At 75.1% G+C, this 16,641-nt stretch carries 12 protein-coding genes; 6 read left to right on the top strand and 6 right to left on the bottom strand.

The features are described 5' to 3' along the window. Positions 1 to 7: 7 nt before the first annotated feature. A complete protein-coding gene (locus tag OMK64_RS00440; RefSeq protein WP_374694043.1) occupies positions 8 to 1,300 on the bottom strand; it encodes an extracellular solute-binding protein in 1,293 nt (430 codons plus the stop codon). Positions 1,301 to 1,444: 144 nt separating this feature from the next. On the opposite strand from OMK64_RS00440, the gene OMK64_RS00445 reads away from it, so the two are divergent. Further along, positions 1,445 to 2,077 carry a carbonic anhydrase gene (locus OMK64_RS00445; protein ID WP_272725987.1) on the top strand — a complete coding sequence of 211 codons (633 nt, stop codon included), beginning with the start codon at positions 1,445 to 1,447 and terminating at the stop codon, positions 2,075 to 2,077. 63 nt (positions 2,078 to 2,140) lie between these two features. Here the strand turns inward: OMK64_RS00445 and OMK64_RS00450 are convergent, their stop codons facing one another. Further along, positions 2,141 to 2,467 carry a DUF2087 domain-containing protein gene (locus OMK64_RS00450; protein ID WP_272725988.1) on the bottom strand — a complete coding sequence of 109 codons (327 nt, stop codon included), beginning with the start codon at positions 2,465 to 2,467 and terminating at the stop codon, positions 2,141 to 2,143. A gap of 53 nt (positions 2,468 to 2,520) precedes the next feature. On the opposite strand from OMK64_RS00450, the gene OMK64_RS00455 reads away from it, so the two are divergent. Further along, complete coding sequence (locus OMK64_RS00455; protein ID WP_272725989.1) at positions 2,521 to 3,948, top strand: class II fumarate hydratase; 1,428 nt, start codon at positions 2,521 to 2,523, stop codon at positions 3,946 to 3,948. A gap of 75 nt (positions 3,949 to 4,023) precedes the next feature. Here the strand turns inward: OMK64_RS00455 and OMK64_RS00460 are convergent, their stop codons facing one another. Next, positions 4,024 to 5,676, bottom strand: coding sequence for an MFS transporter (locus OMK64_RS00460; RefSeq protein ID WP_272725990.1), 1,653 nt, complete (start codon positions 5,674 to 5,676; stop codon positions 4,024 to 4,026). A 71-nt stretch (positions 5,677 to 5,747) separates the two neighbouring features. Further along, on the bottom strand, positions 5,748 to 6,374 hold the full coding sequence (locus OMK64_RS00465) for a PadR family transcriptional regulator (protein WP_272725991.1): 627 nt from the start codon (positions 6,372 to 6,374) through the stop codon (positions 5,748 to 5,750). Between the two features lie 230 nt (positions 6,375 to 6,604). On the opposite strand from OMK64_RS00465, the gene OMK64_RS00470 reads away from it, so the two are divergent. From OMK64_RS00470 to OMK64_RS00485, 4 genes are all read left to right on the top strand, one after another. Continuing rightward, positions 6,605 to 9,922 carry an FtsX-like permease family protein gene (locus OMK64_RS00470; RefSeq protein WP_272725992.1) on the top strand — a complete coding sequence of 1,106 codons (3,318 nt, stop codon included), beginning with the start codon at positions 6,605 to 6,607 and terminating at the stop codon, positions 9,920 to 9,922. Beyond that, positions 9,919 to 12,777: an FtsX-like permease family protein gene (locus tag OMK64_RS00475; protein WP_272725993.1), complete on the top strand. Its 2,859-nt coding sequence runs from the start codon at positions 9,919 to 9,921 to the stop codon at positions 12,775 to 12,777. Before OMK64_RS00470 ends, OMK64_RS00475 begins: the two co-directional genes overlap by 4 nt. Before the next feature lie 106 nt (positions 12,778 to 12,883). Then, the gene (locus OMK64_RS00480) at positions 12,884 to 13,873 is read left to right on the top strand and encodes an ABC transporter ATP-binding protein (RefSeq protein WP_272726086.1); all 990 of its coding nucleotides are present in this window, start codon (positions 12,884 to 12,886) and stop codon (positions 13,871 to 13,873) included. Then, entirely contained in the window at positions 13,870 to 14,592 is a 723-nt protein-coding gene (locus tag OMK64_RS00485) for an ABC transporter ATP-binding protein (RefSeq protein WP_272725994.1), read from the top strand. Before OMK64_RS00480 ends, OMK64_RS00485 begins: the two co-directional genes overlap by 4 nt. Before the next feature lie 75 nt (positions 14,593 to 14,667). On the opposite strand, the gene OMK64_RS00490 is transcribed toward OMK64_RS00485, so the two are convergent. Both OMK64_RS00490 and phoH2 read right to left on the bottom strand, forming a co-directional pair. Continuing rightward, complete coding sequence (locus OMK64_RS00490; RefSeq protein ID WP_272725995.1) at positions 14,668 to 14,904, bottom strand: TM2 domain-containing protein; 237 nt, start codon at positions 14,902 to 14,904, stop codon at positions 14,668 to 14,670. Positions 14,905 to 15,122: 218 nt separating this feature from the next. Further along, positions 15,123 to 16,511 (bottom strand): RNA 5'-3' helicase PhoH2, encoded by a 1,389-nt coding sequence (gene phoH2, locus OMK64_RS00495; RefSeq protein ID WP_374694044.1) that lies wholly within the window; start codon positions 16,509 to 16,511, stop codon positions 15,123 to 15,125. Positions 16,512 to 16,641 lie beyond the last annotated feature (130 nt).

Raw genomic sequence — 16,641 nt, forward strand, 5'->3', positions numbered from 1 at the left:
TCCCCTCTCACAGCAGCTGGTCGCCGCGGAGGACCGCGGTGATGAAGTCGGTCGACCTCTGCGGCGTCGTCTCGGGGTTCACCGACGACGGCGGGTGCCAGGTCTCCTGCAGACCGGACGACACCTCGTTGTAGTAGGGCGTCTGCGGTCGCGGTGCGGCCTGCTCGAGCGACTGCCGGATGACGGGCGCCATCGGGAACGCCTCGATCACCTGCGGGTCGTCGAAGGCCGTCGTGTTGGACGGCGGGTTGCCGTTCTCGACGAAGTAGAAGACCTGGTTCTCGGGCTGGACGATGCACTCGGCCGCGGCGAACGCCTGGTCGACGTACCGGCTGTACGCGCCGACGCCGAGGTTGATCCCGCCGTAGGGCGGCCGGGACTCCTGCGCCCCGTCGACCTGCGGGTACAGGGCCCAGCCGATGTCGTCGAGCACCGACTGCTCGATCGCGCCGTCCTCGACGCCCGCCTTCGTCGCGGGCCAGACGAACGGCCAGTTGACCATGAACGACCCGCGGTCCCCCTGGAAGATCGTCATCGACGCGTTCTCGTCCTCGGTCGGCAGCGCGGGCCCGGCGAGGTTGTCCTTGCCGATCGTGCCGATGATCTCGGCGGCGGCGCGGCCGGCGTCGGAGTCGAGCCCGAGCTTCAGCTCGTCCGCCGGCGCCTCGGGGTTCTCGAGGATCTGCCCGCCCGCCGACTCGACCAGCGCGTTGATCCACACCGTGAGCGACTCGGCCTTCGCGCCCTGCACGCTCAGGTACTTGTCCTGCGACTGCGACGCCTCCATGATCTGCTGCCACGTCACGGGCGCGGTCGCCGGGTCGAGCCCCGCGGCCTGCGCGACCGACTTGCGGTACCAGAGCAGCTGCGTGTTCGCCCAGAACGGGACCGTGACGAGCTCGTCGCCCCAGGTCGCGCCGTCGAGCGCACCCTGCACGACGTCCTGCGAGACGCGCTCGGCGACGTCGTCGGGGATCGGCGCGAGGAACCCCGGCTCGGCGAGCTCCGGGATGAACGGCGGGTCGAGGCTCATGAGGTCGATCGACGTGTCCTTCGCGGCGAGGCGTCGGGCCAGCTGCTCGCGCTGCGACGCGGCGTCGCGCGGGAGCACCGAGACCTCGATCCGGTACTCGCCGCCGGCCTCGTCGGTGCAGCGGCTCGCGATCTCCGCCTGACCGCCGTCGTCCGGGTTGATGTACCACGTGAGCACGGGCGGTCCCGACTCGGCCGCGCACGCCGCCAGCGGCGCGAGCAGACCGACCGCCGCCACCATCACGAGCGCTCTCGTCCGGCGTCGCACGAGCCACCTCCCCCGTCGGCGCAGCGTCGCGCCATGACCTTGCCTACTCCTGTCGTCGCAGGTCCGCCACGGGAGCGCGGTGCCGCAGCGAGCGTGCGACCGCCTGACGGTCACGCGCTGCCGGTCGGGCTCGTTCCTGCCACGATGTCCGTCGTGCCGAACGTGACGCCCGCCGAAGCCTGGTCCGCACTGCGTGAGGGGAACGCCCGGTTCGTCCGCGGCGAGATGGAGCACCCGTCGCAGGGCATCGACCGCCGCACCGAGGTCTCCACCGCCCAGCACCCGTTCGCCGTGATCTTCGGCTGCTCTGACTCGCGGGTCGCGGCCGAGATCATCTTCGACCAGGGTCTCGGCGACGTGTTCGTCGTCCGGACCGCCGGTCACGTGCTCGACACGACCGTCATCGGGTCGATCGAGTACGGCGTCGAGGTGCTCGGTGCGTCGCTCGTCGTCGTGCTCGGCCACGACTCGTGCGGCGCCGTCGCCGCTGCGACCGCCGCGCTGCAGGAGGGGTCGCTCCCCCGCGGGTTCGTGCGGGCCGTCGTCGACCGCGTCATCCCGTCCATCGTCAACCTCGCGGGCGAGGGCGGCATCGGGAACGTCGACGCCGCGACGCTCGGCCACGAGCACGTCCGCCACACCGTGCGGATGCTGCAGGGCTACTCGGTGTCGCTCGCCGAGGCCATCGCCGAGGGGCGCTGCGCGATCGTCGGCCTCGAGTACACGCTCGCGGACGGCCAGGTGCACCTGACGGAGTCCGTCGGCGACATCGGCTGACGCGCGCGCGGACGGGACAGGGGCCCGCGGACCACACGGCAGGCCACCGCCGGGAGGCCGGTGTCAGAGCCAGGAGTCCTCGGGGCTCGGCCGGGCGCCGGGCTCGTCGTCGTGAGCCGTGAGGCGCTCGCGCCAGTACAGCCCGCCGTCCTGACGGCGTCCGACGAGACCCGCCTCGACGAGGTCACGGCGCAGGCGGACGGGGTCGTCGGAGACCTCGGCGAGCCGTGCCGTCAGGGCCGGCTCGGGCGCTGCCTCCCCCGGCGCGAGCAGGCGCGCGGCCAGGTGCTCGAGCACGAGCATGCGGTCGTCGAGGCGGCGCGGGGTCCGCACGAGGCGGCCGTGCTCGAGGAACCTCTCGGCCGCGCACGCGGGCGTCTCGGACGTCATGTGGCCATCGTCACGCGTCCGGCGCCCGGGCGCCGTGCGGCAGGATGGACCGCATGACTTCCGCACCTGTCACGGGCACGTCGTCGTCGCCCGAGTTCCGGATCGAGCACGACACGATGGGCGAGGTCCGGGTCCCCGCGGCCGCGCTCTACCGCGCGCAGACGCAGCGGGCCGTGGAGAACTTCCCGATCTCCGGCAGCACCCTCGAGCGCGGGCACATCGAGGCGCTCGCCCGGATCAAGAAGGCCGCCGCCCGCGCGAACGCCGAGCTCGGCGTGCTGCCGCAGGACGTGGCCGACGCGATCGTCGCCGCCGCCGACGAGGTCGCGGCGGGCGCGCACGACGCGCACTTCCCCGTCGACGTCTACCAGACGGGCTCGGGGACCTCGTCGAACATGAACACGAACGAGGTCCTCGCGACCCTCGCCACGCGCGGGCTCGGCAAGGACGTGCACCCGAACGACCACGTCAACGCGTCGCAGTCGTCGAACGACGTCTTCCCGACGTCCGTGCACGTCGCGGCGACGGCGGGCGTCGTCCGCGACCTCGTGCCGGCGCTCGAGCACCTCGCCGCCGCGCTGCAGGACAAGGCCGACGCGTGGGCGACCGTCGTGAAGTCGGGCCGCACGCACCTCATGGACGCGACCCCGGTGACGCTGGGCCAGGAGTTCGGCGGGTACGCCGCGGCCGTCCGGTACGGCGTCGAGCGGCTGCAGGCCGCGCTCCCCCGCGCCGCGGAGGTCCCGCTCGGCGGCACGGCCGTCGGCACGGGCATCAACACCCCCGCGGGCTTCCCGCAGCGCGTCATCGAGCTGCTGCGCGAGGACACCGGCCTGCCGCTGACCGAGGCGCGCGACCACTTCGAGGCGCAGTCGTCGCGCGACGGCCTCGTCGAGCTGTCCGGCGCGCTGCGCACCATCGCGGTCAGCCTCACCAAGATCTGCAACGACCTGCGGTGGATGGGCTCGGGCCCGAACACCGGCCTGGGCGAGCTCTTCATCCCCGACCTGCAGCCCGGGTCGTCGATCATGCCCGGCAAGGTCAACCCCGTCGTGCCCGAGGCCGTGCTCATGGTCGCCGCGCGTGTCGTCGGCAACGACGCGACCGTCGCGTGGGCCGGTGCGTCGGGCTCGTTCGAGCTCAACGTGCAGATCCCCGTCATCGCGTCCGCGGTGCTCGAGTCGATCCGCCTGCTCGCCAACGCGAGCCGCGTGCTCGCCGACAAGACCGTCGCGGGCCTCGAGGCGAACGAGGAGCGCGCCCGCGCGTTCGCCGAGTCGTCGCCGTCGATCGTCACGCCGCTCAACCGCGTCATCGGGTACGAGGCCGCCGCGAAGATCGCCAAGCACGCGGTCAAGAAGGGCCTCACGATCCGGCAGGCCGTCGTCGACCTCGGCTACGTCGAGCGCGGCGAGGTCAGCGAGGAGCAGCTCGACGCGGCCCTCGACGTCCTGAGCATGACGCGCCCGCCCCAGGCCTGACACGACCGCGCGGACGGTCCGGTGCTGGACCGTCCGCGCGATCAGGACCGACGCCCACCGGCGTCCGTCGCGACGTCAGGCCTCGGCGCGCGCCGGCTCGGGGGCCTGCTGGGGCGCACCGTGGTGCGCGGGTCGCACCGCGTGCATCGCGAGGCACGCGACGAGGCCGAGCGCGAGCACGGCGACGGTGAGCAGCAGCGTCTGCGCGACGGCCGTCGAGAAGCCCGCGTGCACGGCCTGCGTCGCCGCGTCGGTGATCTGCCGCGCGACGTCCGCCGGGACCGAGTCCGGGAGCTGCGGTGCGGCGGCGGCACCCGCGCCCGTCGAGAACTGGTCGGGGTCGACGCGCGAGAAGCCCTCGAGGAACGCCTGGCGCGCCTGCTCCGGCAGCGCCGCCGCCTCGTCCTGCGCGGCCGCGGGGATCGCGATGCCCAGGCGCGACGAGAGCATCGCGACGACGGCCGCCGACCCGATGACGCCGCCGATCTGCCGGTTGGTGTTGAACGCGCCCGCGCCGGCGCCGGCGTTGCGCTGGTCGAGGCCCGCGGTCGCGGTCGCGGCCAGCGGCGAGAAGAGCATGCCGGTGCCGATGCCGAACACCGTCATGGGCAGCACGAGCTGCCACACGGGCACCTCGGGCCGGATGACGGCCGCGAGCCACGCCACGACGACCACGAGGATCGCGAATCCGGTCGCGACGATCCACTTCGCGGGGACGCGGTCGGACATCCGACCGGCGACGGGCGCGACGACGCCCGACAGCAGCGAGCCGCCGAGGCCGATGAGCGCCGCGTGCAGCGGCGACAGGCCGAGCACCAGCTGGGCGAAGATCGTGAACGGGAAGAAGATGCCGGTCATCGCGAACGTCACGGCGAACCCGGCGACGTTGGACAGCGAGAAGTTGCGCACGTGGAACAGCCGCAGCGGCATGAGCGCGTCGTCGCCCAGGTGGCGCTGCCACAGCACGAACCCGACGAGGACGAGGACGCCCAGCCCGACGATCTCCCAGATCGTGATCGGCCCGACGACGGTGCCCCAGTCGTAGGTGTCGCCCTCCTGCAGACCGAAGACGACCAGGAACATGCCGAGCACGGACAGCACGACGCCGAGCCCGTCGAACGTCCGCGCGTGCGTGGGCAGCGCGGGCAGGCGGCGCAGCGCGAGCCACAGCGCGACGACGCCCACAGGCACGTTGACGTAGAAGATCCACTCCCAGCCGACGGTCTCGACGAGCAGGCCGCCGAGGACCGGCCCGGTGATCGTCGCGACACCCGCGACCGCGCCCCAGACGCCCATCGCCGCACCCCGGCGCGCGGGCGGGAAGACGCGCGTGATCATCGACATCGTCTGCGGGGTCATGAGCGCGCCGCCGATGCCCTGCACGGCCCGCGCGGCGATGAGCATCCCGATCGAGCCCGACAGCCCGCACCACAGCGACGCGAGCGTGAAGACGACGAGGCCGACGACGAAGACCGGCTTCGGGCCGAACCGGTCGCCCAGGCGTCCGGTGACGAGCAGCAGGACCGCGAACGTCAGCAGGTACGCGCTGTTGACCCAGCCGACCTCAGTGAACGACGCGTCGAGCTCGGTGACGAGGGTGGGCACGGCGATGTTCACGATCGTGGTGTCGATCATGATCATGAAGAAGCCGAGGCACAGCGGCGGGAGCACGCTCCACGGGCTGCGCCCGTGCAGGTCGACGAGCGCGCGGGGCTGCTCGGTGGTCATGGGTCCTCCGGGACGGTGTGTGGGGTGCGGCGCGGGTCGCGGGCGTGGCGTGCCGGGTGCGACCGCTCCGGTCAGCGGCTGGGTGCGGTCGCCGCAGGGCGGCCGTACCGGGCCTCGAGGAAGGCGGCCGGGAACGGGTCGTCCCAGCCGAGGGAGTCGTCGTCGAGCTCGGCGACGGTCCGGTCGAGCCACTCGACCTCGTGGCGCAGGTGTGCGACGTCGTGCTCGACGTCGAGCAGGTGGCGGCGCGGGAGGCCCTCCGCGCGCACGCGGGTGTAGGCGGACTCGAGCTCGGCGAGGCGCTCGGCCTCCCGCTCGCGGCGCCGGACGAGCGCGTCGCGGACGACGTCGCGCGGCAGGTCGACGGCCTCGGCGAGGCCGACCGAGAACACGGGGTGCACGGGGTGGTCGTCCCCGAGGAAGCTCACCAGCCGCCGCTCGTAGGCGGTGCGGCCGGCGTCGGTGAGCCGGTAGGTGGTGCGCTCGGGGCGGTTGCCGCTGCGCTCGGTGCCGACGGCCTCGACGAGGCCGTCGCGCGCCAGCCGCTCGACCGCGTGGTACACCGCGCCGGGGTTGACGCGCACGAGCCGGGTGTCGCGCCGGTCGACGAGCGTCTGGAAGACGTCGTACGGGTGCCGCGGGTGCTCGCGCAGGAGGCCGAGGACGAGCACGGCGACCGCGGACAGCTCAGCAGGCACGTGTCTCCTCCTCCGGACGGACTATTCCACCCGGAATATACACGCGCCTGCGGCGCGCGCGATCCCGGCATCCGCGCGCGAGTCTTGACCGCGCCAGTTGCCAAGGTCACAGGTCGGTCTCGGACTTGCGGAATCGCTCCCACGCCCGCGGACGGGCTGCTTAGCATCGACGCATCCCGCGCCCGTCGCCCCGTCGGCGCGTGCTGACGACGAGGTCCCCGGAGGCTCGATTGGGCTGGACGCTGCGTGTGCTGCGGCACCGCGCCGCCGCGCAGAGCACGCTGCTCGCCGCCGTGCTCGCCGTCGCTCTCGTCGGTGCCACGCTGCTCGGCACGTTCGCGCTGCTGCTGCACACGAGCGAGACGCGGGCGCTCGGCGAGGCGCTCGGCCGGGCGTCGGCGACCGACACCGACCTCGACGTCGTGCTCACGCTCGGCGACGAGGCCCCGGGCGAGGCGCTCGGGGTGGCCGGCGGCTACCTCGACGACCTGCTGGGCGACATCGACTCCGACCGGTCGACGTGGCTCACGTCCGCGCTGTACCACGTGGGCACCGGCAACCGGATCGGCCTGCCGATGGCCTACCTCGCGTCGGAGCCGACGATCCCCGAGCACGCGACCCTGGTCGCCGGCGCGTGGCCCGACGTCGCCGTCGATGCGGACGGCCGCGTACCCGTGGCCGTGCCGAGGACCGCGGCCGACGCGCTCGGCTGGACCGTCGGGACGGTGCTCCCCGGGCGCAGCTCCGAGACCCGCCAGGACCTGCCCATGGTCGTCGTCGGCGTGCACGAGCTCGACGGGCCGGGCTCGCTGTGGACCCGGGACCTGCTCGACGGTGCGCAGTACCACCCCGCGTGGCCGATCCCCGGCACGTTCGGCTTCAACACCGCGCCGCTCTACGGGCCGCTCGTCACCGTGCCCGAGGCGCTCGCCGACGGACCGGTCCAGGTCGCGAACGCGCGCGTCGTCGCCGCACCGCAGCTCGGCGACGCGTCCACGGCCGACATCGCCGCGCTGCGCACCGCGCTCACCGACGGGCAGGCGACGCTCAGCGCCGCCGCGTCGCCCGTCTCGACCGGTGCGGTGCTCCTGACGGTCCTGCCGATCACGGTCGACGAGGCCGTGGCCGGGCTCGCGGTCACGCGCATCACGCTCGTCGTGGTCGGGCTGCTCCTCGTCGTGCTCGCCGTGACCGTCCTGCTCCTCGCCGCGCGCCTGCTCGCCGAGCGGCGCGCCGCCGAGCAGACGCTCATGGCGTCGCGCGGCGCGACCGCCGGCCAGATCCTCCGGCTCGCCGCGATCGAGGCTGCGGGCGTCGCCGCCGTCACCGCGCTCCTCGCCCCGTGGCTCGCCCGCCTCGCGTACGACGCGATCACGCGCCTCGACGTCCTGCGCGACGCCGGGCTGCACCAGGACCCCGGCGCGCCGGTGTCGCTGTGGGTGACCTGCGCGGTCGCCGCGCTGCTGCTCGCGGGCGTGCTGCTGCTGCCGCTGCTGCGGCGCCGCGGCAGCGTCGTCGAGGCCGAGCAGCAGCTCGTCCGGCAGGACCGGCGCGGAGCGCTCGCACGCTCGGGCGCCGACGTCGCGATCCTCGTGCTCGCCGGCCTCGGGATCTGGCAGCTCCAGGGTTACCGCTCCCCCGTGCTGGCGGGCACCGGGCCGGCGCGGATCGACCCCGTGCTCGTCACCGCGCCCGCGCTGCTCCTGCTCGCCGGGGCGGTCCTCACGCTGCGGCTCCTGCCGCTCGTGGCGGGGCTCGGCGAGCGCGTCGCGTCGCGCAGCCGGTCGCTCGTCGTGCCGCTCGGTGCGTGGGAGGTCGGCCGGCGCCCCGCGCGTGCGTCGGGGGCGGTCCTGCTGCTCACCCTCGCCGTGGCGGTCGCGTCCTTCGCGCAGGCCTTCCTCGGCACCTGGCGGACGTCGCAGCACGACCAGGCCGACCTCGCGACGGGCACCGACCTCCGTCTGGACCGGCTCCCCGGTGCGCCCCTCGAGCAGACGGCCCGCGTCGCCGCGATCGACGGCACGACCGCCGTCAGCGCGGTGACGGACCGGCAGGTCGCGGTCGGCGGGTCCATCGACACGCTGAGCGACGCCCGCCGGCCCTGGGCCGAGCTCCTGGCGGTCGACACGACGCAGGCCGACGCGCTGCTGCGCGGCCGGATCGGCGACGGCTGGGCGGACGTCACCGCACCGCTCGCGCCCGAGGGGACCGACGACGCGGGCGGCGTCGCGCTGCCCGGCCCGGTGCGCGCGCTCGTCGTCGACGTCGGGACCGACGCCCAGCCGCCGGCCGGCGTGCTCGCCACCGTCACGCTGGTCGTCGAGGACGCGCTCGGCGTCCGCACACCCCTCGCCGTGCCCGGCACGTTCGAGCTGGGCGAGCGCGCCGACGACGTGCGCATCGAGCTGCCCACGCCCGCCGACGGGCTGTCGCTCGTCGGCGCGGTCGTCGACCTGGAATCCGGCACGGACGAGGCCGCGCCGGAGGACCGCGGGAGCCGCGTCCGTGGCGAGGCGTCCGCGATGACCGTGGCGCTCTCCGACCTGCGCGTCGTCGCACCCGGCGCGGACGGCAGCGCCACCGGGACGGTCACACCCGCCCCGGTCGACGGCGTCGCGTGGCACGCCCGGCAACCCGTCCTCGGTACGCCGAAGCCCCCGGGCGTCGCCGTCGTCGACGGCAGCCTGCGGCTCGGCGTCAGCGTCATCCCGGAGTTCCTGCGCGCGGGCGGCATGACGTTCGCGGGCACCACGTTCGAGCCGCCCGAGGTCGTGCCGGCCGTCATCACCGACACGCTCGCCACCGCGACGACCGCCGAGGTCGGGGACGAGGTCGCGCTCGACCTGGGCGACGGCCGCGCCGTGGCGATCGAGGTCGAGCGGATCGTCCCCTACCTGCCCGGTCACCCGCGCGGGTCCGCGCTCGTCGTGGACCGCGACCTGCTCTCGCGCGCGACGCTCGGGTGGGGCTGGGCCGACCCGATGCTCGACGAGTGGTGGTTCGGGGTGCCCGACGACCGCGCCGCCGACGTCGCCGCCGCGGTGGTGCGCGACGAGCTCGGCGACCCGACCACGCGCGTCGAGGCACGGACCGTCGCGACCGACGGCCCATTGCGGGTCGGCGTCCAGGCCGCGCTGTGGGTGGTGACGATCGCGGCGCTCGCGCTCGCGTTCGCCGGCTTCGCGATGAGCGCGACCGTCTCGGTCCGGACCCGTCGCCTCGAGCTCGCGCGGCTCCAGGCGCTCGGCGCCCCGCGTGGCGGCATCGTGCGCGCCGTGCTCGTCGAGCACGGGATCATCGGCGTCCTCGGTGTCGCCGCCGGGCTCGCGATCGGCGGGCTGCTCGCGGGCGTCGTCGGGCCGCTGCTCACGGTCTCCGGCCAGGGCCGCCGACCGGTGCCGCGTCCGCTCGTCCAGTGGGAGTGGCCCGCGCAGGCCGTGCTCGTCGCGGTCCTCGTCGCGCTGGTCGCCCTCGCGGTCGCCACCACGACGAACGCCCTGGTGCGCCGGGCGTCGGGCACGCTGCTCCGGCTGGGGGACGAACGATGACGACCACGACGACGCGCCCCGGCACGCCCGCCGTGACGCCGACCGACGAGGGGCGCGGCGGCTCGCTGCGCGCGGCGACGGCGCTCGCGCCGCTGGTCAGCCGCCGGCGCAGCCGCGACGACGCAGGGTTGCTCACGCTCGCGGCGGTGCTGCTCGCGGTGACGGTGATGCTGTCCGTGGCCCTGCCGCGGCTGCAGGCCCGGACCGCGGACGCGACCGTGCGCGGCGTGGTCGCCGAGTCCGGGACCGACGCCGACGTCTCGATCCGGCTGCCGAACCGCGACGACATCGGACCGCGCGAGCCCGACCCGGACGAGGCGACGCTCGTCGCGAACCTGGCCGCGGTCGTGCGGGACAAGACGCCCGCCACGATCCGGTCCGTGACGTCGTCCCCCGTGACCGCGGTGGAGACGGTCGCGGGCACCTCGCGCGTCGCGGGCGCCGGCCAGGTCGTGCGGCTCGTCCACGTCGGCGGCGTCGAGCTCGGCGCACCGCTGGTCCGCTGGGTCGCGGGCGCAGCCCCGGGCGCGGCGCCGGCGCCCGCGGCGCCCGAGGACACCCCGAGCACGGGCCCGGGCGTCGTCGACGTACCCGCCCCCGAGCGGGAGATCCGCGTCGGCCTCGCCGCGCGCACGGCCGAGGAGCTCGGGATCGAGGTGGGCGCCCGCTTCCCGATGACGCTGCCCGCGGAGGGACGCGTCGTCGCGCAGGTCACCGGCTTCTTCGAGCCGCTGGACCCGGCCGCGCCGCAGTGGCGCACGTACGACGACCTGCTCGCGCCGCTGCCCGCCCCCACGGGCAGCAAGGCCGACCACCGGGTCGCGTACCTGCTGTCCGACGAGTCGCTGCCCGACGCGATGGCGGCGCTGCACGTCACCGCCTACTCGCGCCTCGTGCGGATGCCGGCCGAGCCCGACGCCTTCTCCGAGCGCACCGCCGCGCGGGTCGCGCGGGACCTCTCCGTGCTGCTCGCCACGCCCGGCAGCTACGCGACGCCGGACGGGCAGCCCGGGATCGAGACCGACCTGCCGGTCGTGCTGCAGGACGCCGTCGACCGGCTCACCGCCGCGCGCGCCCAGGCGTCGGTGCTGCTCGTCGGTCTCGCGACCGTCGGCGCGCTCGCGCTCGTGCTCGCCGCGCGCCTGCTCGTCGGGCGGCGCGAGGGGCTGCTGCTGGCCGAGCGTGCCCGTGGTGCGTCGGTCGCGTCGGTCGTCGTGCGCGCGCTCGCCGAGAGCGTGCCCGTCGGTCTCGTCGCCGCCGCGACGGGAGCGCTCCTGGCGGTGCTGCTGGTCCCCGGCGCGGAGGGGAGCTGGCTGGTGGCCGGCACGGTCACGGTCGTGGCGATGACCGCGCCCGCGGTCGCCTCGGCGCTCGTCGTGCGGCGCGCGTGGACCGGTGCGCGCCAGCCCGCCAACCGCAGCGACCGTGACCGGCTCGCCCGCCGCCGCGGGGCGCGCCGGGTCACCGCGGAGCTCGCGCTCGCCGCGGTCGCCGCCGCCGCGGTCGTGTCCGTGCGCGGCCGCGGTCTCGTGCCCACGAGCACGGGTGACGTGGACCTGCTCCTCGCGGCCGCCCCCGCGCTGCTCGCCGCGGCCGCGACCGTGCTGGCCGCGCGCCTCCTGCCGCCCCTGCTGCGCGGGCTCTCCCGGGCCGCGACCCGGCGTCGCGGACTCGTGGGCGTCGTCGCGTCCGCGCGTGCGGCACGCGCGACCGGCACGCTCGTGCCGATCCTCACGCTCACGACGGCCGTCGCGCTCGTCGTGTTCAGCGGGACCACCGCCGTGACGGTCCGCGCGGGTCAGCTCACGGCCGCGGACGTCGTCGTCGGCGCGACCGTGCGGCTCGACGGCCGCGTCACGAGCGAGCAGGTGGACCTGCTGCGCACCGCGCCCGGCGTCACGGCCGTCGCGTCGGCCGCGGAGCAGATCGGCCGGTCGTTCGGGCGGTCCAGCGGCGTCAAGGCGCGGCTGCTGCTGGTCGACACCGCCGACATGGCCCGCGTGCTCGAGGCGCGGGGCGAGCCGTCCGACGGCTGGGCCGCTCTCGCGGAGCCGTCCGCGGCGGGCCTGCCGACGCTGCTCACCGCCGACCTCACCCGGACCGCGCAGATCCTCGAGCCCGAGTTCATGGCCGCGGACGGCTTCGTCCCGCTCGACGTCCAGGGGACCGTCGCCGACGTGCCGCGCGTGACGCCGCTCGACGAGGAGGAGCTCGCGGAGCTCCAGGCGGGCGGCGAGGACCCCGCCTTCGTCGTCGACCGGACGCGCTACCAGGAGGCCGTGGGCGCTGCGGTCACGCTGCAGACCGTGTGGGTCGAGGGACCGGGGGCCGCGGCCGCGGTCCGCGACGCGGGCCTCGAGGACAAGCCCGGCGTGACGGTGACCGTGCGCGACGAGTGGCTCGAGTCGGCGCGCACGTCGCCCGTCGGCGCCGGGCTCACCGTGCTCCTGCTCGCCTCGGCAGGGCTGCTCGCGATGTACGCCGCCGTGGCGCTCGCCCTGACCGTGGTCGCGACGTCCCGCGAGCGCGGCCGGACCCTGTCGGCGCTGCGCACGCAGGGCCTCGACGCCGCGACCGCCCGCGCGCTCACACTCGGCGAGCTCGCGCCCCTGGCGGTCGTCTCCGTGGTCGCCGGCACCGCGATCGGTGTCGTCGTGCCGTGGGCGCTGACCGACGCGCTCGGGCTCGACCTGCTGACCGGCGCGCCGGGCACCGCCGAGCTCCGGCTCACGTGGGTCCCGGTCGCGGGCGCCGCCGCCGTCATCGGCGTGAGCCTCGTCGCCGCCGTGCTCGTCGAGTCCGCCGTGCGCCGTCGCGACCGGCTCGGCGAGGTCCTCCGGGTCGGCGAACGATGACCGCCCCACCGCGGCCGCCCGCCGCCTCGTCCCCGTCCGTCCCGCTCCCGTCCCGTCCCCCTCGGAGGTCCTCGTGAACGCCACGCCGACGGCACTCGCGCCGACGCTGGGCACGCTGGAGGAGCGCGCCCGGCAGCGGACCGGCGCGTTCGGGGAGGACGCGCTCATCGTGTGCGACTCCCTCGTCCGCATCTACCAGTCCGAGGGCGTCGAGGTGCAGGCGCTGCAGGGCCTCGACCTGCTCGTCGAGCAGGGCGAGCTCGTCGCGATCGTCGGCGCGTCCGGCTCGGGCAAGTCGACGCTGCTGTCGGTGCTGTCGGGGCTCGACGTGCCGACCGCGGGGCGCGTCCGCGTCGGGCCGTGGGATCTCATGTCGATGACCTCGAAGCAGCGCGTCGCGTACCGGCGGTCGATGGTCGGGTTCGTCTGGCAGCAGACGGCGCGCAACATCGTCCCGTACCTCACCGCTGCGGAGAACGTGGAGTTCCCGCTCGCGCTCGCGGGTGCCCGGCGACGCGTGCGGCGCGCACGGGCCGCGGAGCTCCTCGACGTTCTCGGCGTCGGCTACTGCGCCGACCGCCGCCCGTCGCAGATGTCCGGCGGCGAGCAGCAGCGCGTCGCGATCGCCGTCGCGCTCGCCAACAGCCCGCAGGTGCTGTTCGCCGACGAGCCGACCGGTGAGCTCGACACGGCGACGTCGCACGACGTGCTCGAGGGCCTGCGCACCGTCAACCGCGAGCTGGGCACCACCGTCGTCGTCGTGACGCACGACTCGGGCGTGAGCGAGCACGTCCAGCGCACCGTCGCGATCCGCGACGGCCGGACCAGCTCCGAGGTCGTGCGGCGCACGCACACCGCCGACGACGGCACCGAGCACGTCGTCGCGGAGGAGTTCGCGGTCCTCGACCGCGCGGGCCGCGTGCAGCTCCCGCGCGAGTACCGCGAGGCGCTCGACCTGATCGGCAAGGTCCGGCTCGCGCTCGAGTCGTCGCACGTCAGCGTGTGGCCCGACCGCCTGCCGCCGGACCGCCCGCAGGAGCCCCCGACGCGCACCGGCCGCCACCGCGCCGTCCCCGCCCCCGAGGAGCAGCAGTGACCACCACGACCGAGGCCCGTCACGGAGGGCCGGCACCGGCCGGCGTCCCGCTCGTCAGCGTCGAGCACGTCGGGCGCACGTACGGCACCGGCAGTGCCGCCGTCCACGCGCTCCAGGACGTGTCGTTCACGATCGCGCCGGGGGAGCTCGTCGCGCTCGTCGGCCGGTCGGGGTCGGGCAAGACGACGCTGCTCAACATCATCGGCGGCCTCGACAAGCCCGACGCGGGCCGCGTGGTCGTCGACGGGCGCGAGGTGTCGTCGCTCGACGAGGGCGGCCTCGTGGAGCTGCGGCGCGACGTCGTGTCGTTCGTCTTCCAGACGTTCGGGCTCGTGCCCGTGCTGTCGGCGGCGGAGAACGTCGGCGTCCCGCTGCGGCTGCGCAAGCTGCCGACGGCGGACCGCGAGGCGCGCGTCGAGCTGCTGCTCGACCTGGTCGGGCTCGGCGCGCACGCGCAGCAGCGGCCCGGCGAGATGTCGGGCGGTCAGCAGCAGCGTGTGGCGATCGCACGCGCGCTGGCGAACTCGCCGCGCCTGCTGGTCGCCGACGAGCCGACCGGGCAGCTCGACACCGAGACCGGCACGGCCGTCATGGCACTGCTGCGCGCGGTCGTCGAGGCCGAGGGGATGACGGCGATCGTCTCGACGCACGACCCGCTCATGATGTCGCTCGCGGACCGTGTGCTGCGGATCGCCGACGGGCGGCTGGTCGAGGGCTGACGCCCCCGCCACGCCCGGGACAGCGCGACGGCCCCCGACCAGCGCGGTCGGGGGCCGTCGTCCGTCGTCAGCAGGTCACGTCCACTGCGTGAGGACGCGGCCCTCCTTGTCGGTGAACTTGCCGATGATGAGGATCACCAGGTCGATGAGGGTCCAGATGCCGAGGCCGCCGAGGGTCACGAGCATGAGGACGCCGGTGCCGATCTTGCCGACGAAGAAGCGGTGGACACCGAGCGTGCCGAGGAAGAAGCAGAGCAGGACCGTCGGGAGCAGCAGCTTCGGGCTCGTCTCGGTCGCGACGGGAACGGTCATGGAGGGCCTCCTGGAGGGATGGTCGGCACCGGCGACACTGACGGCGCCGCGTGGGTCGAGCGCAGACTAGTGAGTCGCGACACCACGCGTGGCCGTTTCGCCAGGTGACTTCGCGCGAAGTCGTCCGTCCGGCCGAACGGCCGGCCCAGGCGGTCGGACGGGGACGGCCCCGCACGCGACGGCCGGCCCGCGTCGCACCGGGCCGGCCGTCGCGTCGCTCAGACCTCGATGCCCTCGAGCAGCTCGGTGACGAGCGCCGCGACAGGCGAGCGCTCGGACCGGGTGAGGGTCACGTGCGCGAACAGCGGGTGGCCCTTGAGCGCCTCGATCACGGCGGCGATCCCGTCGTGCCGGCCCACGCGCAGGTTGTCGCGCTGCGCGACGTCGTGCGTGAGGACGACGCGCGACGACTGCCCGATGCGGGACAGCACGGTGAGCAGCACGTTGCGCTCGAGGGACTGGGCCTCGTCGACGATGACGAACGCGTCGTGCAGCGAGCGCCCGCGGATGTGGGTGAGCGGCAGCACCTCGAGGATGTCGCGGTCGAGGACCTCCTCGACGACCTCCTTCGACACGAGCGCGCCGAGCGTGTCGAAGACCGCCTGCGCCCAGGGGCTCATCTTCTCGGCCTCGCTGCCGGGCAGGTAGCCGAGCTCCTGGCCGCCGACGGCGTACAGGGGGCGGAACACCATGACCTTGCGGTGCTGGCGCCGCTCGAGCACGGCCTCGAGGCCCGCGCACAGGGCGAGCGCGGACTTGCCGGTCCCGGCGCGGCCGCCGAGCGAGACGATGCCGACCTCCTCGTCGAGCAGCAGGTCGATCGCGACCCGCTGCTCGGCGCTGCGGCCGTGCACCCCGAAGACGTCCTGGTCGCCCCGGACGAGCTGCACGTGCTTGTCCGCGGTGACGCGTCCGAGCGCCGAGCCGCGGGGGCTGTGCAGCACGAGCCCGGTGTGGCAGGGCAGGTCGCGAGGCGCCGTCACGAGGCCCGACGAGTCGTAGTCGGCGACGTCCGCGAGCGCGAGCGACTCGTGCTCCCAGAGGTCGGCCATCTGCTGCTCGGTGAGGTCGAGCGCGTCCATCCCGGTCCAGCCGGAGTCGACGGCGAGCTCGGCGCGGTACTCCTCGGCCCGGAGCCCGACCGCGGACGCCTTGACGCGCATCGGCAGGTCCTTGGAGACGACGGTGACGTCACGCCCCTCGGCGGCCAGGTTCGCCGCGACGGACAGGATGCGGGTGTCGTTGTCGCCGAGCCGGAAGCCCGCGGGCAGCGCGCTCGGGTCGGTGTGGTTGAGCTCGACGCAGAGCGTGCCGCCCTGGTCGGTCATGGGCAGCGGGTGGTCGAGCCGGCCGTGCTTGATGCGCAGGTCGTCGAGCATGCGCAGCGCGCTGCGGGCGAAGTAGCCGAGCTCGGCGTGGTGCCGCTTGGCCTCGAGCTCGGTGATGACGACGACGGGGAGGACGACGTCGTGCTCGGCGAAGCGCAGGATCGCCCGCGGGTCGGACAGGAGCACCGAGGTGTCGAGCACGTAGGTGATGCGCCCGGACGTGTCCGGGGCCTCGGTTCCGTGCGACGTGCCCGGGGTGTGCTGTGCGTTGCTGACCACGGCAGGCTCCCTCCGGCGCTCGGTGCGCCGAGACGGACGCTTCACGACGGCAGCCCGCTCGCGCGGGCGGAGGGGGCCGACGATCGGCGGCGGGACGGGGGCGGCCGGCCCGGTGCGTGAGGGCCGGGAC

Source organism: Cellulomonas fimi (genome assembly GCF_028527925.1).
GTDB classification, from domain to species: domain Bacteria; phylum Actinomycetota; class Actinomycetes; order Actinomycetales; family Cellulomonadaceae; genus Cellulomonas; species Cellulomonas fimi_C.